Source organism: Novosphingobium sp. TH158 (assembly GCF_002855555.1).
Lineage (GTDB): Bacteria > Pseudomonadota > Alphaproteobacteria > Sphingomonadales > Sphingomonadaceae > Novosphingobium.
Map to the genome: position 1 here is coordinate 2003371 of NZ_PKRT01000001.1, position 18471 is coordinate 2021841.

18 protein-coding genes are annotated in these 18471 nt (G+C 64.0%); 6 read left to right on the top strand and 12 right to left on the bottom strand.

Translation table 11 applies throughout. The features are described from left to right. Nucleotides 1–585 precede the first annotated feature (585 nt). The 5 genes from C0V78_RS15290 (at nt 586) to C0V78_RS09890 (ending at nt 4871) form a co-directional block, all read left to right on the top strand. Nucleotides 586–792, top strand: a complete 207-nt coding sequence (locus C0V78_RS15290) for an IS3 family transposase (RefSeq protein ID WP_371514434.1) — start codon at nt 586–588, stop codon at nt 790–792. Nucleotides 793–1202: 410 nt separating this feature from the next. Continuing rightward, entirely contained in the window at nt 1203–1838 is a 636-nt protein-coding gene (gene hisH / locus C0V78_RS09875) for an imidazole glycerol phosphate synthase subunit HisH (protein WP_101797558.1), read from the top strand. Between the two features lie 5 nt (nt 1839–1843). Then, entirely contained in the window at nt 1844–2602 is a 759-nt protein-coding gene (locus tag C0V78_RS09880; RefSeq protein ID WP_101797559.1) for an AglZ/HisF2 family acetamidino modification protein, read from the top strand. After that, nucleotides 2599–3720, top strand: coding sequence for an N-acetyl sugar amidotransferase (locus C0V78_RS09885; protein WP_101797560.1), 1122 nt, complete (start codon nt 2599–2601; stop codon nt 3718–3720). The genes C0V78_RS09880 and C0V78_RS09885 overlap by 4 nt, the downstream gene beginning before the upstream one ends. After that, nucleotides 3717–4871 carry a glycosyltransferase gene (locus C0V78_RS09890; protein ID WP_144039877.1) on the top strand — a complete coding sequence of 385 codons (1155 nt, stop codon included), beginning with the start codon at nt 3717–3719 and terminating at the stop codon, nt 4869–4871. Before C0V78_RS09885 ends, C0V78_RS09890 begins: the two co-directional genes overlap by 4 nt. Here C0V78_RS09890 and C0V78_RS09895 read toward each other — a convergent pair. The 6 genes from C0V78_RS09895 to C0V78_RS09920 form a co-directional block, all read right to left on the bottom strand. Beyond that, nucleotides 4846–5418 carry a DapH/DapD/GlmU-related protein gene (locus C0V78_RS09895; RefSeq protein ID WP_101797562.1) on the bottom strand — a complete coding sequence of 191 codons (573 nt, stop codon included), beginning with the start codon at nt 5416–5418 and terminating at the stop codon, nt 4846–4848. The genes C0V78_RS09890 and C0V78_RS09895 overlap by 26 nt on opposite strands. 35 nt (nt 5419–5453) lie before the next feature. Then, complete coding sequence (locus tag C0V78_RS09900; RefSeq protein WP_101797563.1) at nt 5454–6890, bottom strand: lipopolysaccharide biosynthesis protein; 1437 nt, start codon at nt 6888–6890, stop codon at nt 5454–5456. Continuing rightward, on the bottom strand, nt 6887–7993 hold the full coding sequence (locus C0V78_RS09905; RefSeq protein WP_173843376.1) for a DegT/DnrJ/EryC1/StrS aminotransferase family protein: 1107 nt from the start codon (nt 7991–7993) through the stop codon (nt 6887–6889). Before C0V78_RS09905 ends, C0V78_RS09900 begins: the two co-directional genes overlap by 4 nt. Further along, nucleotides 7978–8562 (bottom strand): acyltransferase, encoded by a 585-nt coding sequence (locus C0V78_RS09910; RefSeq protein ID WP_216822174.1) that lies wholly within the window; start codon nt 8560–8562, stop codon nt 7978–7980. Before C0V78_RS09910 ends, C0V78_RS09905 begins: the two co-directional genes overlap by 16 nt. 2 nt (nt 8563–8564) lie before the next feature. Then, nucleotides 8565–9431 carry a Gfo/Idh/MocA family protein gene (locus tag C0V78_RS09915; protein WP_254049881.1) on the bottom strand — a complete coding sequence of 289 codons (867 nt, stop codon included), beginning with the start codon at nt 9429–9431 and terminating at the stop codon, nt 8565–8567. Between the two features lie 213 nt (nt 9432–9644). Then, on the bottom strand, nt 9645–10604 hold the full coding sequence (locus C0V78_RS09920; protein WP_101797565.1) for a UDP-glucuronic acid decarboxylase family protein: 960 nt from the start codon (nt 10602–10604) through the stop codon (nt 9645–9647). A 148-nt stretch (nt 10605–10752) separates the two neighbouring features. Here C0V78_RS09920 and asnB point away from each other — a divergent pair, with 148 nt between their 5' ends. Beyond that, entirely contained in the window at nt 10753–12699 is a 1947-nt protein-coding gene (gene asnB / locus C0V78_RS09925) for an asparagine synthase (glutamine-hydrolyzing) (protein WP_101798303.1), read from the top strand. Here the strand turns inward: asnB and C0V78_RS09930 are convergent. Genes C0V78_RS09930 through rfbC form a run of 6 tightly spaced genes read right to left on the bottom strand, consistent with a single transcriptional unit; the run spans nt 12691 to nt 18393 of the window. Next, a complete protein-coding gene (locus C0V78_RS09930; RefSeq protein ID WP_101797566.1) occupies nt 12691–13788 on the bottom strand; it encodes a glycosyltransferase family 4 protein in 1098 nt (365 codons plus the stop codon). The genes asnB and C0V78_RS09930 overlap by 9 nt on opposite strands. Further along, entirely contained in the window at nt 13785–14981 is a 1197-nt protein-coding gene (locus C0V78_RS09935; protein WP_216822175.1) for a glycosyltransferase, read from the bottom strand. The genes C0V78_RS09930 and C0V78_RS09935 overlap by 4 nt, the downstream gene beginning before the upstream one ends. Nucleotides 14982–14992: 11 nt before the next feature. Further along, the gene (gene rfbA / locus C0V78_RS09940; RefSeq protein ID WP_101797567.1) at nt 14993–15868 is read right to left on the bottom strand and encodes a glucose-1-phosphate thymidylyltransferase RfbA; all 876 of its coding nucleotides are present in this window, start codon (nt 15866–15868) and stop codon (nt 14993–14995) included. Further along, a complete protein-coding gene (rfbD, locus tag C0V78_RS09945) occupies nt 15865–16752 on the bottom strand; it encodes a dTDP-4-dehydrorhamnose reductase (protein WP_101797568.1) in 888 nt (295 codons plus the stop codon). The genes rfbA and rfbD overlap by 4 nt, the downstream gene beginning before the upstream one ends. Beyond that, entirely contained in the window at nt 16745–17827 is a 1083-nt protein-coding gene (gene rfbB / locus C0V78_RS09950) for a dTDP-glucose 4,6-dehydratase (RefSeq protein WP_101797569.1), read from the bottom strand. Before rfbB ends, rfbD begins: the two co-directional genes overlap by 8 nt. A gap of 2 nt (nt 17828–17829) precedes the next feature. Beyond that, nucleotides 17830–18393, bottom strand: a complete 564-nt coding sequence (gene rfbC, locus C0V78_RS09955; RefSeq protein WP_101797570.1) for a dTDP-4-dehydrorhamnose 3,5-epimerase — start codon at nt 18391–18393, stop codon at nt 17830–17832. Between the last annotated feature and the right edge of the window lie 78 nt (nt 18394–18471).

Sequence of the window (18471 nt, forward strand, 5' to 3'; positions counted from 1 at the left end):
CCCTGCTCAATGCCGTATCGCGACCGGCGACGGGATGCAGCCTTGGTCGAATTCATGGATGCACTTAGTCCCGGCCTTTGTAGCCAGGCAATCTTACTGGGCCAAAGCGAGAAAAATTCCAATTTATTCCATTGTTATTAATGGCTTTTACGTTATTTTGCATTCGATTTTGCCCCAAACTCAGATAAAGTCCGATCAATTGGCCAATGGAAAGACTGACAGATGGGTCGAGCGAGATTCTCTGAAGAGCAGCTCATCGGGACGCTAGAGGGAGGCGAGCCGGGAGCGAAGATGGCTGATCTGAATCGCAGCGCGGCACGTCGGAAACAACGATCCAGAACTGGAAGGATGAATTCAGGGGGCCTCGCCGTATCGAACGCGAGTCGGTTACGGTCACTTTAGGTTTGAACGCAAGGCTGAAGCAGTCGCTGGTCAAAGCCACGGCAGATAATGCCATCCTGTAGATTTTTGCCGCAAAAAATCGGTGACGCCCGCTGCCAACCGAGGGGCGGTCGCGCGTCTCGAGGTGATCAAGCGGCTCCTGTGTTATGTCGTGTCGTGTGAGTAGGCGCTGATCCGAAGTGCATGAGCTACCGGCCTCAGCGGGATGACGATGCTGAAGTTCCGACGAGGTGGCGCGAGCTGACTCAACTGCGGTTCCGGTTTGGCTATTGCCAGCTGCATATCTTGCTTCTGCGGGAGGGCATCGTGAACAATCGCAAGAGGGCGCAGCGACTGTGTCGCGAGCAGAACCTGGCAGTTCGGCGGCGGCGCAATAGACGCCACCATTAGCTCCCCAACCATGGATTGGGCACCGCCCAACCCGCCTAGGGCCCTAGCTTCACAGATAACCCGCTTGCATCAGGGCGCCTTTCCGGAGTGCTGAACGCTGCGTTCAGGCCGCGGCATGGGCGAAGGACCACAGCCACGAGCGACCACTCTCAGCCGTTTGCTAAGAAACCTCAGCGGCAAGCGCCGCCGAACTGCACAGGCTATTGCTTAGCCTCCGCTCATGCGAAGCAAACGGGCCACGATTCTAATCCCAATCGATAGGAATCTCACGATCATGTCACTTCTTCCAGCTTGGTACATCCCATTTTGACCGCCGAAGAATGACGGCTTGATTTTCCGGCTCGATTGCTCAAAAAGAGGGATTAGAGTTTTTGCCCTCATTACATCCGGATCAGAGCCAAATCCTTGCCATGACCTTAATTATCGTTGACGCAGGGCTAGGTAACATCGGATCAGTGGTGTCTATGTTCCGGCGAATTGGACATAGAGTCAGGACGGTAGATGCTCCTTGTGAAGTTGACCGTTGTGATCGTCTTGTTTTGCCCGGGGTCGGCGCATTCGATGCGGGTATGGCTGCGCTTGCAGCACGCGGCTTCGATACCTGGCTATGCGACGTCGTGGGGCGAGGCAATCAGCTTCTTGGCATCTGTCTTGGCATGCAGCTACTTTTCGAATGCAGCGAGGAAGGCACGCGAGAAGGACTTGGTCTAATAGGAGGGCAAGTCGTACGCATTCCGGCGGAACGGGCGGAACTAAGGCTGCCACATATGGGCTGGAATATCGCCCGCCCCGTTCGCGATAATCCTCTCCTGCAAATGGGCGATGATGAACAACGCTTCTATTTCGTACACAGCTATTGCGTGCGCTGTGCCGATCCCGCGGATGAACTCGCCGTCACCGACTATGCTGGCCCGTTTACGAGCGTAGTTGGCCGGCGGAACCTTTTCGGCGTACAGTTCCACCCGGAAAAAAGCCACCGTTTCGGCATGGCCCTTCTGGAACGCTTCGCCACGGCGCCACTTGTCCCAGGCCTGGAAACTGAATAGCCGCCGTGCTGCGAACCCGCGTGATCCCCTGCCTGCTGCTGCGCAATCGCGGCCTGGTGAAGACCATTGGCTTCCGCCAGCCGAAATATGTCGGCGATCCGATCAACTCGGTGAAGATCTTCAACGAGAAGGAAGTGGACGAACTGGTCCTGCTTGACATTGCCGCTAGCCGCATGGACGCCCTGCCGGACGAGGATTTGCTGGCCGATATCGTCAGCGAAGCTTTCATGCCCATCGCCTATGGCGGCGGGATCGGCTCTCTTGATCAGGCCCGCCGGCTGGCGCGGCTGGGGATCGAGAAGATCATCGTCAATTCCGCAGCCCTGCGCGATTCGGCGATCGTATCGGCCATTGCCGACCAGCTTGGCACGTCAAGTACGGTCGTCTCGATCGATGTCTCGCGCGATTGGCTGGGGCGCGCACGCGTGTTCGATGCGGTTGCCGGGCGCCGCCTTTCGCTTGATCCGGTGGAACACGCCCGCGCTATGGCGGCGCGTGGGGCGGGTGAAATCTTCCTCAACAGTGTTGAACGCGATGGCGCCGGGCGGGGCCTTGATCTGGCCCTAATCGAGGCGGTGAGCGCTGCGGTTCCGGTGCCGGTCATCGCCTGCGGCGGTGCTGCCAGCCTTGCCCACCTGCGCGAAGGCGCCAATGCCGGGGCAGCGGCAATCGCGGCGGGCAGCATGTTCGTCTACATGGGGCCGCACCGCGCCGTGATGATCAACTATCCCGACTATGGCGCGCTTGAAAGGCTTTTCGCATGAAGGCGCCGCGCCGCTGCACCTTCTGTCTGATGGATGAAACCGCGCCGAACATCGTCTTTGACGCTGCCGGCCAGTGCACTTTCTGCCGCAATTTCCAGGCGACCCTTGCCGCCATGCCGACGGCGGAGGACCGCGATGCTCGCCGCCGCGACCTGGTGCGCGAAGTGCGCGAGGCCGGGCGAGGCAAGCGATACGATTGCATCGTCGGCGTTTCGGGCGGGGCAGACAGCAGCTATTCGCTGTGGCTAGCGGTTAATGAGGGGCTGCGGCCGCTTGCGGTCCATCTCGACAATGGCTGGAACAGCGAACTTGCATCCCACAACATCGCGACGCTGGTCAGCCGGCTGAACGTCGACCTGATGACCCATGTGATCGACTGGGAAGAAAACCGCGACATGCAGCGGTCCTTCTTCGCTGCCGATGTGATCGATATCGAGCTGTTGATGGACAGCGCCATGCTGGCGACCAACTTCCGCGCGGCGCGGCGCTTCGGGGTGAAATACATCCTTTCCGGCAGCAACCAGGCAACCGAAGGCATAATCATGCCCGCCGGCTGGAACCACTCGAAATACGATGCCGTCAATGCTCGCGCGATCCACAGGCGGCATGGCCAGGTGCCGATCCGCACGCATCCGCTCTATTCCACCACCCAGTTCCTGATGGATCGCTATGTACGGCGGATCCACTGGGTCTCGTTCCTGGACTATTTCGATTACGACAAGGCGAGCGCCATGGCCTTTCTCAAGGACGAGCTCGGCTACAAGCCCTATCCCTACAAGCACTATGAATCGGTGTTCACCCGCTTCTACCAAGGCTGCATCCTGCCGGCCAAGTTCGGGGTGGACAAGCGCAAGCTCCACCTTTCGGCCCTGATCGTCAGCGGCCAGATGAGCCGGGACGAGGCGCTCGCCCTTCTGGAGCAGGATCCCTATCCCGATCCCCTGCAAAAGCGTGACGATCGCTATTTCGTGCTGAAGAAGCTGGGCTTTTCCGAGGCGGAATTCGATACCTACATGGCGCGTCCGCCCGTGCCCCATTCGGCCTATCCATCCGAACTGGGCCGGCTGGAAAAGCTTTCGCGGGCGCGCAAGGCCTTGCGCGGGGTGATCGGGCGTTGAGCCAGCCGGTCTACCTGGTCATTCCCTCAACTGGCGTCGGGGGCATGGAGAAGCGGCTGGTGGAAGTGTGGCTGCGCCTTACCCCGCACCATGCCGGCCTGCACCTTGTCGTCAGCCAACAGACCCATGCCGCCCTGCTGGCCCGACCCGATCTTGGCGATCTGGTCGCGCTGGCAGACCGGGTGATCCTGTTCGACCCCGGTTCGGGGCGGTTCCCGGCGATGATGCGAGCCCTAATCGGCGTCACCCGACGTCTGCCGCGCGGCGCCACGGTGCATTACCTGCTCAACGCGCCACCGCTGATCGACCGGCTGCTGGGCCATCGGATGATCCTTTCCTGGGTAGCGAACTTCAGCCCGCGCCCGGGCCGCACGCGCGCGGCGAACACGATCTGGCTGGCCGCCCGAGCCGCCTTTCACAGCGCGCACCGGCTGGACGTGCTGACGCCGGGCGTTGCCGATGATCTGCGCCGTTCCGCCCTGCTGGCACCCCGCATCAGCGTGACGGCAGGTGGTTCCTTTGCCGATTTCGATCATTTCCGCCCGGCCCCGGCCAAACGCGACGACGTGGTCTTCCTTGGCCGGACCGAAGCGGGGAAGAACGCGCTCGCCTTTGTTCAGGCAATCCCGCTGGTGGCAGCCCGGCTGGCGGCGGCGGGGCGTTCGACCCGGTTCCTTGTTTATGGCGCACCTGCCGGGCAGGAAGCCGAAATCGCCCGCCTGCTGGCCAGCGATGCCTATCGCGGCATTGCCGTGGAACGCGGCCACACTGTCGATCCGGCCGCCATACTTGCCCCGGCAAAGGTTTTCGTATCACTGCAGGTGCCGTCCAACTATCCCTCGAAGGCACTGGTGGAAGCTATGGGTTGCGGCTGCGTGCCGGTGATCAACGCCAGCGGCGAATCGCGCCTGATGGCTGATGATGCGCTTGCCAGCTTCATCCCGTCTGCCTTTACGCCCGAACAGCTGGCCGATGCCGTGGCCGATATCCTGCTGTTGGACGAAGCCGCCTTTGCCGAACGGTCGCGCGCCACCCGCGAACAGGCCATCTCCCGCTTCCGCATCGAACGCCAGGTGGAATACTTCGCCAGCCTCTGGAGGCTGGAAGAAGCGGCGCTGCGACTGCCTAACCCAAGTCGAGCTGGCGGATGATGCGCGCGGGCGTTCCGCCCAGCACGCAATGGCCTTCCGGGAAGCTGCGCGTAACTACCGAACCGGCGCCCACGGTGGTGTGATCGCCCAGGGTTACTCCCGGCAGGATCACTGCATTCATGCCGATCCAGCAGTTACGCCCGAGGCGCACGGGTTTCCCTTCGGCCTGAATCGCCGGGTCGTTGATATCATGGTTGGCGGTGATGATACCCACGTTGGGCGCAATCTTCGTGCCTTTGCCGATGCGGATCGGCGCCGAGAAGTTCTGGAAATAGCAGCCGTGCGACTGGAAATTGTCGATATCGTCGACATCGAATTCAATCATCGCGGGATCGCTGATCCGGAAGAAGGGGCTGATCGGCCAAGGCACTTCGCGGTTGAAGCCCAGCACCTTCTGCTGCCAGATGCCGCGCAGCGCCCAGACCCAGCCGATCCGCGCCCTGTCGAAGAATTCACCGCGCAGATAGCGCCGGTTGTAGAACAGGGGCATCACCGCGCGGATCGCGGCAAGGCCGATGTTCTTTACCCCTCGTGATACGCGCGACATGGTGGCTCCGGTTGGTTCGGGTGGCACTGGCCCGGTCAGAGGCCTCTGACGACCCTGTGGTAATAGGGAAGCAGCAGCAGGCCACTCATAGCCAGACCGGCAAGCACCGCAAGCATGCCGCCCGCGATCAAGCCTGCTGCCGTCGGCAGGGCAAAGGCCAGCGCCACGGCCAGTGCTTTGCCCTGATCAAGGGCAAATCCCGGCAGCGATGCGCGGGAAAAGCGCACGGCGTAAAGTGCTACGACAAGATAGTAGAACGCGTTCACCGCCGAAAAGATGCCGATCACCAGCACCCAGTCCTTTATCCAGACCGCCGAAAGCAGCGCGGCACAACGCAGCACGAAACCGGCCAGCCCGATCACCGTGCCGTGGTGCAGGTTGCCCTGGACCACCCAGACGGTCGAAACGGTCGATCCCAGGGCCTGCATGTAAAGCCATGGCGTCATTAGGGCGGCAACCGTTCCGGCATCCCGCCAGCGTTCGCCGAAGACGAAGGCGAAAACGTCCGGCCCGGTCAGCGCCAGCAGGACCATGGCGGGCAGCACAAGGCGCGAGAGATTGTTCTGTACCTGGGCCACTAGCCCGCCAAGGCTGCCATCCCGGTTTGCCTGCGCCGCCGAAGCGAAGAACACCTGCCCGCTGGCAGTGGCAACCATCCCCACCGGCGCGCTCAGCACCCGCTGCGCTAGCGCGAAAAGGCCGCCGATCGCCGGGCCGAAGAAGGCGACCAGCAGCACGGGCGGCAGGTAGTTCCCGGCAGAGTTCACCAGGCTGAAAGGCCCCTCGAACAGCGGAAAGCGGCGAAAGCGCGACATGGCCCGGCCGATATTGCGCAGGTTCACGCCTTCGCTTGCGCCATCGGGAAAGGCGGCCCGCCACAGGCGCCGCGCGCCGATCAGCTGCCCGGCGATCATGCCGCCCGCAAGGCCCATGCCGTCCGCCGGAAACAGCGCGGCCTGGCAGGCCGCCGTGGTGCCGGCCTGGACGATCCTGACGCCCGAAATCGCGTTGAAGGCGCGCGCCCGCAGTGCCGCCGCGCTGGCGATCTGGTTGAAGCCCATTCCGGCCAGCAGCAGCGGAATGGCCAGCAGCCAGGCGGGGGATGTCTGCCCGTCGAACAGCCATCCCGCGATGGTGGGCGCGAAGGCCAGCAGGACCAGCGTGGTCAGGACAACACTGGCGCCCAGCAGGGCCAGGCACAGGAATATGGCGTTGACCGCCATGCGCTGCCCACGCGGAACCGGGATGGAAACCTCGTAGGAAAGGCTCGAGATAACGGTCAGCGTGCTGGCTATGCCGACGAGCGTGGCGAACACGCCATAGGCGCCCGGATCATAGATGCGCGTCAGCAGGGGCGATGCGGCAAAGGCGATGACTTGGGCAAGGGCCGTGCCCCCCACGATCTTCACGGTGCTGCGGCCAAAGGCGCTGTCGGGCAGCACCCGGCTCACCAGCCGCGCAACCGCTTTCACCGCAGGCTTCCGCCCAGGGCGGCAATCACCCGGTCTTGCGTGGCGGAATCAAGGTCGGCGGACATCGGCAGGCTCAGCACGCGGGCGGCCAGCCGGTCGGCCATCGGGGTCTGGTGATCGGGATCGCAGGAAAGGTAGGCCTTCTGCCGGTTGATCGGCACCGGATAGTGCACCGCCGTGGGCACGCCGGCGGCCTGGAGGGCGGCCACCACCTGTTCGCGCGCATCCACCATCACGGTATATTGCGCGAAGACCGATGTGCGCCCCGGCCGCTGCACGACGCGTTCCACGCCCAGTTCATCGACCAGCGTATTATAGCGCGCGCCGATGGCCTGGCGGCGTTCCACTTCCCAGTCAAACCGGCCAAGCTTGGCCAGGATGACCGCGCATTGCAGCGTATCCATGCGCCCGCCAAGGCCGATGCGATCATGGACATAGCGTGCGCTTTGCCCGTGGACGCGGATCTGGCGGAAGGCTTCGGCAAGAGTGGCATCGCTGGTGAAGATCGCCCCGCCATCGCCATAGCAGCCCAGCGGTTTCGACGGGAAGAAGCTGGTGCAGCCGATGGTCGAAAGGTTGCAGCTGCGCGCATCGCCATGGCTGGCGCCGAAGCTTTGCGCGGCATCCTCGATCACGGCAAGGCCGTGGTTTGCGGCAAGGGCGTTGATCGCGGCCATGTCGGCCGGCTGGCCATAAAGGCTTACCGGCATGATCGCGCGGGTGCGCGGGGTGATCCGTTCGGCAATCAGCCGGGCATCGATGTTGCCGGTATCGGGTTCGACATCGACGAAGACGGGCCGCGCGCCGGCCAGCACGATCACTTCGGCCGTGGCGATGAAGGAAAAGGGGGTGGTGATCACTTCGTCGCCCGGGCCGATGCCCAGCGCCATCAGCGCGATCAGCAGCGCTTCCGTGCCGCTGGCCGCGCTGATGCAGTGGCTGGCCCCGGTATAGGCGGCAAGGCGGGCTTCCATCTCGGCCACTTCCGGCCCCATGATGAAGGCGCCATGTTCAAGCACGGCCTTGATGCGCGCGTCGATCTCGCCCTCAAGCGTGCGATATTGCGCCTTGAGGTCGATGAAGGGGATCACGCTTCCAGACATTCCAGCCTCTCTCCATCCAGCCGGTAGACCTCGCCGGTGGCGGGGCAGCGTGCCTCGCCCGTGCCCGATGGCGGCAGGGCAAGGCGTTCGCCGCTGCGGCTCATCCAGCCGATGCGGCGCGCGGGCACGCCGGCCATCAGGGCGAAGGGGGCCACGTCGCCGCGCACCACGGCGCCGGCGGCGATGAAGGCATTGGCGCCAATCGTGGCGCCGCAGACGATCGTGGCATTGGCGCCGATCGTGGCACCCCGGCAGACGCGGGTGGGCAGATATTCAGCCTTCCGGTTAACGGCACTTCTGGGATTAACCACATTGGTAAAAACCATCGAGGGGCCGCAGAACACCTCGTCTTCAAGGATAACGCCATCGTAAAGCGAGACGTTGTTCTGGATCTTGCAACCCTTGCCGATCACCACGCTGGGCGCGACATAGACGTTCTGCCCCAGCGAACAGCCCGGCCCGATCCGAGCGCCGCCGCAGACGTGGGTCCAGTGCCAGATGCGCGAATCCTCGCCGATCTCGGCGCCGGGATCGACGATGGCGCTGGGATGGATGGTGGGTGCAGCCACGATCAGTCGCGCCGGGGGGCGCGGCCGGCGGCAACGCGAATATCGTGGACCAGCGCGATCGAAGGCTCTGCCTCGTCCAGGCCGAAGCCTTCTCCGGCCAGGATCTTCTGATAGCTTTGCGTGTGCAGATCGGTGAAGCCGCCCGAGAATTCGACGCTTTCGCCATCGACCAGGATGTTGCGGAAGGTCCGCTGGCCGCGCGCCAGCACTTCGGCGGGCACGTCGTTCACGTCAATCGAGAGGAACCATGTGACATCGGCATTGGCGAAGTGCAGCGTTCCGCGCGCGCGCTCGTCGCCGAGCTCCTCGACCGACATGCCCGTGACCGGCCCGAAGACCCACAGCAGCATGTCGAAGAAGTGGATCCCGATGTTCACCGTGATCCCGCCCGATTTCGCCTCGTCACCCTTCCACGAGGAATGATACCAGGCACCCCGGCTGGTGACATAGTCAAGCGAGGCGGTGAAGCGGTGGCCGGGATCGCATTCCAGGCGCTCGCGCACGCGGTCGCGCAGCGCGATCACCGAAGGGTGCAGGCGCAATTGCAGGATGGTGTTGATCCGGCGCCCGGTATCCTGCTCGACCGCACGCAGGCCTTCGATGTTCCAGGGATTGATGACCAGCGGCTTTTCGCAGATCGCGTCGGCCCCGGCGCGCAGCGCGAAGCGGCAGTGCGCATCGTGGAGATAGTTGGGCGATACGATGCTAACATAGTCCAGCCCGCGCCCTTCGCGCCTTTCCTTTTCCACATGGCGATCGAAACGTTCGAATTCGGTGAAAAACTTGGCTTGCGGGAACTGACTGTCCAGAATCCCAACGCTGTCGTGGTGGTCGATCGCTACCACCAAATCACCACCGACATCCCGCATGGCCTGGAGGTGACGAGGAGCAATGTAACCAGCTACACCGATTAGAGCGAAACGTTTCAAGGGGCAACTCAAGATTGATTGAACCTCAGCGTCAATTATTGCAAACCGCTGGCTCCAGCAAGCCCATGGACACCTTTCTTTCTCCAGTAATTATGACCTGAAGGCGAAGGTCGCACAACCCGAGACCGATTAAAACCTGCCACCGCCGTGCCTTCAGAGGTCCAGCGTCGCGCGGAAATAGGCGATGGTCCGCTCCAGCCCCTGGTCGAGTGCGACCGAAGGCTCCCACCCGAGCCGCGAACGGGCAAGCGTGATATCGGGCTGGCGCTGCTTGGGGTCATCGGCCGGCAGGGGCTCGCGGATCAGCTCGGATCGCGACCCCGTCATGGCAATCACCTTCTCCGCCAGTTCGAGGATGGTAAACTCGCCGGGGTTGCCGATGTTCACCGGGCCGGTGAAATCGGCGGGGCTTTCCATCAGCAGGACCATGCCGCGGACCAGATCGTCGACATAGCAGAAGCTGCGCGTCTGCTGGCCATCGCCATAGATCGTGATCGGCTCGCCCTTCAGGGCCTGGACAATGAAGTTGGACACCACGCGGCCATCGGAAGGGTGCATGCGCGGGCCATAGGTATTGAAGATCCGCATCACCTTGATCTCCAGCGCGTGCTGGCGGTGATAGTCGAAGAACAGCGTCTCGGCGCAGCGCTTGCCCTCGTCATAGCAGGAACGCGGGCCGATCGGGTTGACGTTGCCCCAGTAGTCCTCGGTCTGCGGGTGGATGGCGGGATCGCCGTAGACCTCGCTGGTCGATGCCTGGAGGATTCGCGCACCCAGCCGCTTGGCAAGGCCCAGCATGTTGATCGCGCCGTGGACGCTCGTCTTGGTCGTCTGCACCGGATCGTGCTGGTAATGGACCGGCGATGCCGGGCAGGCGAGATTATAAATCTCATCCACTTCGACATAGAGCGGGAAGGTCACGTCATGGCGGATGAACTCGAACCGTTCGTGCCCGCGCAGATGGGCAATATTGTCTCGCGTGCCGGTGAAGTAGTTGTCAACACACAGAAGCTCGTGCCCCTGCCCCAGCAGGACGTCGATCAGGTGTGATCCCAGGAACCCGGCGCCACCGGTAACAAGAATGCGCTTGCGGCTGGAATAGTTGCGACTCACCCGACCCCCCCACGATTGCTGACTCGACCCTAAACGCCGGTCCGGATCGGAGCAAGCTGACAAATGGGTTGTCTGGCACCGGCTTGTGCCATACCCGCAACGGCAGATGACCGGCCCCGGCCGGCGGCTGATCGGGAGCAATCAATCGATGTGCGGCATAGCCGGCTTCATTTCTGACCGAGTGGCGGTGACCCCGCAAATCCTGCGCGCAATGACCGACCGGATTGTCCCGCGCGGGCCGGATTCCTCGGGCGAATGGGTAAGTTCCGCAGGCACGATCGGATTCGGCCACCGCCGGCTGGCAATCATCGACCTGACCGAGGCCGGCCACCAGCCGATGCATTCCGCCTGCGGGCGCTATACGCTGACCTACAACGGCGAGATCTACAACTTCCAGAGCCTGCGGGCAGAGCTGGAAGCACAGGGCAAGGTGCCGCAATGGCGTGGCCATTCAGACAGCGAAGTGCTGCTCGCCGCCATCTCTGCCTGGGGAATCGAAAAGGCGCTGGAAAAGGCGCAGGGCATGTTCGCCATCGGCCTGGCTGACGGCGAAACCCGCGAACTGGTGCTGGCTCGCGACCGCTTTGGCGAGAAGCCGCTCTATTATGGCTGGACGCAATCGGGGTTTGCCTTCGCATCCTCGCTCGGCCCGATCCGCGCCGCGCCCGGCTTTGCCAATCCGGTCAGCCGCCCGGCGCTCGCCTGCCTGATGGCCCGCGCCTATGTGCCTGCGCCGCTTTCGATCCACGAGCGCATCTTCAAGCTTCCTCCCGGCTGTCTTTTGCGCGTGAGCGAGGACCTTGCCCGCACGCCGCAGGACACCCCGCCGCAAGTGCACAGCTGGTTCGACTATGCCGACCAGGTTATCGCCGGGGCCGCCGATCCGATTGCCGACGAGGCTGAAGCGCTCGAAGCGATCGATGCGGTCCTTACCGGGGCAGTCAGCCGGCAGTTGGTGGCCGACGTGCCGGTGGGCAATTTCCTTTCCGGCGGGATCGATTCCTCGCTTGTCACGGCGATTGCCCAGAAGTGCGTGAGCCGCCCGATCAAGACCTTCACCATCGGTTTTTCCGAAGCCGGGTTTGACGAGGCGGTCTTTGCCAAGCGGGTTGCCGGCGCGCTCGGCACCGATCACACCGAGCTCTACGTCTCGCCGCAGGACGCGCTCGACGTGATCCCGCGCCTGCCGGAAATCTATGACGAGCCCTTTGCCGATTCCTCGCAGATCCCCACCCACCTCGTCTCCAGGCTGGCCCGCAGCCAGGTAACCGTCTCGCTTTCGGGCGACGCGGGAGACGAACTGTTCGGCGGCTACAATCGCCATGTGCAGTTCCCGCGCCTGTGGCGGACGATGCAGAAGGTGCCCGGACCGCTGCGTCGCGCTGCACTGGAAGGAGCCGGTGCCATGCCGGCAGGGCTGTGGAACGGCCTTTCCGATCTGGCACGTCGCCGCCGGTCGGCCTGGTTCGGCGACAATGCCCGCCGCGCGCTCAAGCTCATGGCCCGTGCGCGCAATTTCGATCACCTGTTCGACAGCTTCATGGACGATTGGGCGCTGACCGGTTCGCCGCTTGCCGGTTCGGTCGGCTGCTCCAGCCGGCTCCACCTCGATCCGCGCCTTGCGCACCTGCCGCTGGAAGTGCGGATGATGCACGCCGATGCCATGACCTACCTGCCCGACGACATCCTGTGCAAGGTAGACCGGGCCGGCATGGCCGTAAGCCTTGAATCGCGCATTCCCTTCCTTGACCCGGAGGTTACCGCGCTGGCGGCGCGCATTTCCCCCAGCCTCAAGTTCGCGCAGGGCGGCGGCAAGGCCATCCTGAAGAAGCTGCTTTACCGCTATGTCCCGCGTGAGCTGATCGACCGCCCCAAGGCGGGGTTTGCCATCCCGGTCGGCGTCTGGGTGAAGGGTCCGCTGCGCGAATGGGCAGAGGATCTGCTGTCGGAACGCGCCCTGGCGGAAGACGGGCTGTTCGATGCCAGAACCGTCCGGGCACGCTGGCAAAGCCACCTGGACGGCCGTGAGGAGGCGACCCAGCCCCTGTGGTCCGTGCTGATGTTCCAGGCCTGGAAACGCGCCGCCTCAGCCTAGGATCTGGCGATACCTGCCGGCAATCACGGCCTGTGAATAGCCGGCGACGGCATCCTCGCGGCCCCGTGCGCCCATGGCACGGCGCAATCCGGCGTCACGCACCAGCTGTTCCAGCCGATCGACCCATTCATCGTCGCTGGAAACAAGGAACCCGGTTTCGCCTTCGCGCAGCTGATCGCGCGACAGGGGCACGTCGCTGGCCACGCATGGCAGTCCGGCAGCCTGGTACTGGATGATCTTCAACCCGGCCTTGCCGCGTGACCATTCGTCATCGACCAGTGGATAGATCCCGATGTCGAGGCCCTGGAGGTCCTCTGCCTCGCGCTCCGCAGTCCAGCGCACCACCTCAAGGTCAACCCCCGGTAGCTGGTAGTCGAAATTGCCAATCACCCGCAGGCGGAAGGGCACCCGCGCGGACAACCGCCGAAAGACATCGGCAAGCAGGTCAAGGTAGATGCGGCTGCTGAAGGTGCCGGTCCAGCCGATCACCACCGTGCCGTCGTGGCGCGGCGCGGCTGCCGGGCGGATGCGCTCGGTATCGAGCGAAGGCGGGATAAGGTGCACCGGCCCCCGCGCGATGGCGCGATAGGGCTCGACCAGGAAGGGGGAGGCGACGATGACCGCATCGGCCCCCGCGATCAGCAGGCGCACCTTGCGCGCGCGATCGACCAGCGGACCGGCCACCCGCCGCAGCAAACCTACCGCGGGGGGGCGGGCCGAAACGATGTTATCTTCCACATCGTAGATGAACCGCCCGCCGCCGCGCCGCACCAGCCACATCACCAGCCGCTCTGCCATGGTGCCGCCAAGCGGCGTGATCCACATATGCACGAAGATCAGGTCATGCTGCGAAACCTGTCGCAACTGGCAAAGGCGGCGCAGGTATCCCTTGGCCATGCCGAGCAGCTTGGCCGGCAGGTGGCCGGGTTCGTAGAGCACCCGCCAGAGCGCCATGTCCATGAACGGCGCGACGGTGACGGTATGGCCGGCAGCGCGCCAGTCATCATAGTATTGTTCGAACTTCAACCGCTGCCCGGCCGCGACCCCTTCCGGGTAGGGGCAGAGGACAAGGATGCGCTTGCCGTTCATTCCAGCAGCCCGCGATAGATCGCCCGGTAATCTTCTGCACCCTTGTCGACCGAGAAGTGCTTCTGCGCGACCACGCGGCAGCGCTCGGGCGTCTGCGCATCGGCCGCCAGTGCCAGCAGCCGATCGACGGCGCGTTCGCGCTCCTGCTGCGTGAAGGCGCGCAGGGCAACGCCACCGCCTTCGCCTTCGAGCATCGATTCCATGTCGCCGACATCGACATTGCCCAGGCACGGAACGCCGCAGCCAAGATATTCCGCCAGCTTGGTGGGGGCACTGGCGAGCTTCGAGAAGACCGGCTTGATGATTGCTGCCCCGGCGCTCATCCGCCGAACCTGTGCCGGAACCTCGGCATGATCGGCGGCGGTGATCTCGATGGCACTTTCGGGGATGCCCGCCTCAGCAGCGAGCCTGCGGACAAGGTCCTGTTCGTTGCGGTTGACCACCAGCAGCCGGGCATCGGGAAGGCGCGCGCGCAGGATGGCAAAACAGGCCAGCACCTCATCGAAGAGATACCAGGTGCCGATCGAGCCGAGATAGCCGAGCGTATAGGGCCCGCCAGAAGATTGCGCCCCGGGCGAGAACCGGTCGAGGTCGGCGCAAGTGGGAATGACGGTAACAGGCGCGTGACCCCGATCCCTGAGCCAGGGGAAATCCTCGATCACAGCCTTCGATGCATGCGTCAGCGTGACGATATGGTCCGTCCCGCGAAGCAGCACGCGTTCGATGCGCTTTACCGCACGGTAAATGCGTCCGCCCGGTGGCCAGATGCCGCCATCGGCACGCTCGTCGGCCCAGAAGCCGCGCATGTCGAAGATGAAGGGTGTGCCGGTGAGCAGCTTTGCCAGCCAGGCGATCAGCGCCGAGACATAGCTGCGGGCATGGACCAGTCCGAGCCGGTGCCGCAGGACAAGCCAGAGGGTGACGAGCAGGCCCTGGCTGATATCGAACAGGGTGGCGGGGACGGTAGGGCGCTTGTGATAGGCCAGCGGATGCCAAGCGATCCCGGCCTGTTCGAGCCGTGACTGCACCTGCGCCACCTTGTCTGCCCGGGCCCGGTCTTCCGGCTTTTCGAAACTGAGCACATGGATGCGGAAATCGCCGCTCAGCCGTTCCAGGTAGGTGATGACCTGGCTCTGCCCCAGCGGCTCGAGCATTCCGTCATAACTGATGTACAGGACGCCGGGTTTGCGCACGCCGGATCCCTTCACGCTTCGCCGAGCAGCCGCAGCAAGTACTGCCCGTAGCCCGTCTTTGCGAACTCCCGCCCCCGGGCGCGCAAGGCATCATCGCCGATCCAGCCGTTGTCCCAGGCGATTTCCTCAAGGCAGGCAAGCTGGATGCCCTGGCGATGCTGGAGCGTGCGGACGAATTCGCTCGCTTCGAGCAGGCTGTCGTGAGTGCCGGTGTCGAGCCAGGCATAGCCGCGCCCCATGCGTTCGACGTGAAGATCGCCCGCTTCCATGTACATGCGGTTGAGGTCGGTGATCTCCAGTTCGCCGCGCGCCGAGGGCTTCACATAGCGGGCCAGTTCGGTCACCCGGTGATCGTAGAAGTACAGCCCGGTCACCGCCCAGTGCGACTTGGGCTGGGCGGGCTTCTCTTCGATGCTGAGCGCACGGCCGTTCTCGTCGAGTTCGACCACGCCATAGGCGCTGGGGTTCTCGACATGATAGCCGAATACGGTGGCTGCGCCGGCGAGTGCCCGGGCCCGGCTGGCGGCCAGCATTTCCGGCAGGCCCGCGCCGTAGAAGATGTTGTCACCCAGAACCAGGCTGGCCGGTCCGCCGGCAACGAAATCCGCACCGATATGAAAGGCCTGCGCCAGCCCTTCCGGTCGCGGCTGCACGGCATATTCGATGGTCAGCCCGTATTGCTCGCCCGTGCCGAAAAGGCGGCGGTAATTGTCGAGATATTCGGGCGAGGAGATGATCAGGATCTCGCGGATGCCTGCCAGCATCAGCGTCGAGACGGGGAAGTAGATCATCGGTTTGTCGTAGATCGGCAACAGCTGCTTGTTCACCGCGAGCGTCGCGGGGTGGAGCCGGGTGCCCGATCCGCCGGCAAGGATGATGCCCTTCATTGTGCGTCCCTTTGTGCGAGTTCCCCGACGATTTCGGCCACTGCATCCTGCCAGGGACGCATCGTAATGCCGAAATCGCGTTCCAGCTTGCTGCAATCCAGCCGAGAATCCGCCGGCCGCCGCGCGGGAGTGGGGTATTCGGCCGTGGTGATCGCCTCGACCCGCGATGGCACCTTCAGCCCGTGGGCCGCAGCGCAGGCGAACACGTGTTCGGCAAGGCCGTGCCAGGTCGTTTCACCCGAATTGGTGCAATGCCAGATGCCCGAGGCCTGATCCGGATCGGACACAAGACGGCGGGTGACCGCGGCGAGCACTTCGGCAAGGTCGCCTGCATGCGTAGGACAACCGCGCTGGTCCGCCACGACGCGCAGGACCTCGCGTTCGGCACCAAGGCGCAGCATGGTCTTGACGAAGTTGGCACCGTCCGCGCTCACCACCCAGGCGGTGCGCACAATGGCATGGCGCGCGCCCGACGATCGCACGGCGCCCTCGCCTTCGGCCTTGGTGCGACCATAGGCGCTGGCGGGGGCAACCATCGCATCTTCGCGCCATGGCCCTTGCCCATCGGCCGGGAAGACATAGTCGGTGGAAACGTGGACAATGGGAATGCCCGCGCGCCTGGCTGCCGCAGCCAGCCGCGCCGGGCCGGACGAGTTGATCGCCCGCGCAAGGAAGGGTTCGCTCTCCGCCTTGTCGACCGCGGTGTAGGCACCGCTGGAAATAACAGCACTGAACCCGGCAAACAGCAGATCGAGATCAGGCAGCGCGGCCAGGTCCAGCTCGGCCCGCGATGGGGCAACGATTTCCACCCCCGGCAGCTCCAGCCGGCGCAGGGCCTGCCCGACCTGCCCGGTGCCGCCGGTAACCAGCCAGCGCTCAGCCATGGGCCGAATCTTCGTTCGACAGGCCCAGCCGCTCGCCGCGGTAGGATCCGTCGCGGATGGCGCGCCACCAGGCTTCGTTGTCGAGATACCAGCGCACCGTGCCTGCAATGCCGCTTTCGAAGCTTTCCCGCGGCTGCCAGCCCAGTTCGCGGCCGATCTTGGCCGTATCGATGGCATAGCGGAAATCGTGGCCCGGCCGGTCGGTGACGAAGGTGATCTGTTCACGATAGGACTTGCCATCGCCGCGCGGGCGAAGGCCGTCCAGCTCGTCGCAGATGGAATGGACCACCTGCAGGTTGGTCCGTTCGGAATTGCCGCCGACACAATAGGTTTCGCCCGGCACACCCTCGCTGACCACCAGCCGCAGTGCGCGGGCATGGTCTTCCACGTGCAGCCAGTCGCGGATGTTGGAACCGTCGCCATAGACCGGCAGCGGTTCGCCCGCGATCGCCTTCAGGATCACCAGCGGGATCAGCTTTTCAGGGAAGTGGTAAGGCCCGTAATTGTTCGAGCAATTGGTCACCACCACTGGCAGCTTGTGCGTGTGGTACCAGGCCCGCACGAGGTGGTCGCTCGATGCCTTCGATGCCGAATAGGGCGAGCGGGGATCGTAAGCAGTGGTCTCGGTGAACATGCCCTCGCTGCCCAGCGAGCCGAACACCTCGTCGGTCGAGATGTGATGGAACCGGAAAGCGGAACGGGCCGGCTCGTCAAGGCTGCGCCAATGCGTAGTCGCGGCATCGAGCAGGGTGAAAGTGCCGACGACGTTGGTCTGGATGAACTCCGCCGGGCCGTCGATCGACCGGTCGACATGGCTTTCGGCAGCAAGGTGCATCACCGCATCGGGGCGGAAATCGGCGAAGGTCCGGGCCATGGCGCCGGCATCGCAGATATCCGCCTGGACGAAATGGTGCCGGTCGGAATTGCGCGCTTCCCCCAGTGAGGAGAGGTTGCCGGCGTAGGTCAGCTTGTCGACATTGCAGACTTCGGCGTCGGTTTCGGCAATCAGCTGGCGCACGACCGCCGATCCGATGAAGCCGGCGCCGCCGGTAACGAGGATGCGTTTGTGCTGCATGATCAGTCCAGTTCCACCATGGGAATGCCGTCATAGGCGAAGGGGCTGTCAAATTCGGCGAGCCGCGGCTGGGCCGCGTCCTTGCCGGACAGTTGCGGCTGCTGGCCATCGAGCGGCCAGGGGATTGCGAAATCGGGATCGTCCCAGGCCAGACCGCCATCGCATTCGGGCGCATAATAGTCCGAAGTCTTGTAGGCGACTTCGGCATTCCCGGTCAGTGTCAGGAAGCCATGGGCAAAGCCGACCGGCACGTAGAGCTGTTCGCCGCCGGCCGCGGTCAGTTCGGCGGCCACCCATTTGCCATAGGTGGGAGATCCATTTCGCAGGTCTACCGCCACGTCCCAGATCGCGCCGACAAGGCAGCGCACCAGCTTGGCCTGGGCATGCGGAGGCGACTGGAAATGTAACCCGCGCAGCGTGCCCTTGGCGGCAGAGAAGCTATGGTTGTCCTGGACAAAATCGTCAGTGATGCCGGCATCGGCCAGCCGTCGCTTGCTGTAACTTTCAGTAAACCAGCCACGCGCGTCACCGTGGCGGACAGGAACAATGCGCTTGGGAATGGGCATGTCGGCTACGCTGGCTCGCCAATGAGGTCTGGGTTCGCTCCTCGCGTTAGGGGCAAATCGGAACGAGGTCCAGCCCGA

Coding starts and splice junctions, on each gene's coding strand:
- C0V78_RS09895 (WP_101797562.1), bottom strand. CDS start 5,418: ATGTCGCGCGTATCACGAGGGGTAAAGAACATCGGCCTTGCCGCGATC.
- rfbD (WP_101797568.1), bottom strand. CDS start 16,752: ATGGCTGAGCGCTGGCTGGTTACCGGCGGCACCGGGCAGGTCGGGCAG.
- C0V78_RS09930 (WP_101797566.1), bottom strand. CDS start 13,788: ATGAACGGCAAGCGCATCCTTGTCCTCTGCCCCTACCCGGAAGGGGTC.
- rfbB (WP_101797569.1), bottom strand. CDS start 17,827: ATGCAGCACAAACGCATCCTCGTTACCGGCGGCGCCGGCTTCATCGGA.
- rfbA (WP_101797567.1), bottom strand. CDS start 15,868: ATGAAGGGCATCATCCTTGCCGGCGGATCGGGCACCCGGCTCCACCCC.
- rfbC (WP_101797570.1), bottom strand. CDS start 18,393: ATGCCCATTCCCAAGCGCATTGTTCCTGTCCGCCACGGTGACGCGCGT.
- C0V78_RS09915 (WP_254049881.1), bottom strand. CDS start 9,431: ATGCGGGATGTCGGTGGTGATTTGGTGGTAGCGATCGACCACCACGAC.
- hisH (WP_101797558.1), top strand. CDS start 1,203: ATGACCTTAATTATCGTTGACGCAGGGCTAGGTAACATCGGATCAGTG.
- asnB (WP_101798303.1), top strand. CDS start 10,753: ATGTGCGGCATAGCCGGCTTCATTTCTGACCGAGTGGCGGTGACCCCG.
- C0V78_RS15290 (WP_371514434.1), top strand. CDS start 586: ATGAGCTACCGGCCTCAGCGGGATGACGATGCTGAAGTTCCGACGAGG.
- C0V78_RS09905 (WP_173843376.1), bottom strand. CDS start 7,993: ATGTCTGGAAGCGTGATCCCCTTCATCGACCTCAAGGCGCAATATCGC.
- C0V78_RS09885 (WP_101797560.1), top strand. CDS start 2,599: ATGAAGGCGCCGCGCCGCTGCACCTTCTGTCTGATGGATGAAACCGCG.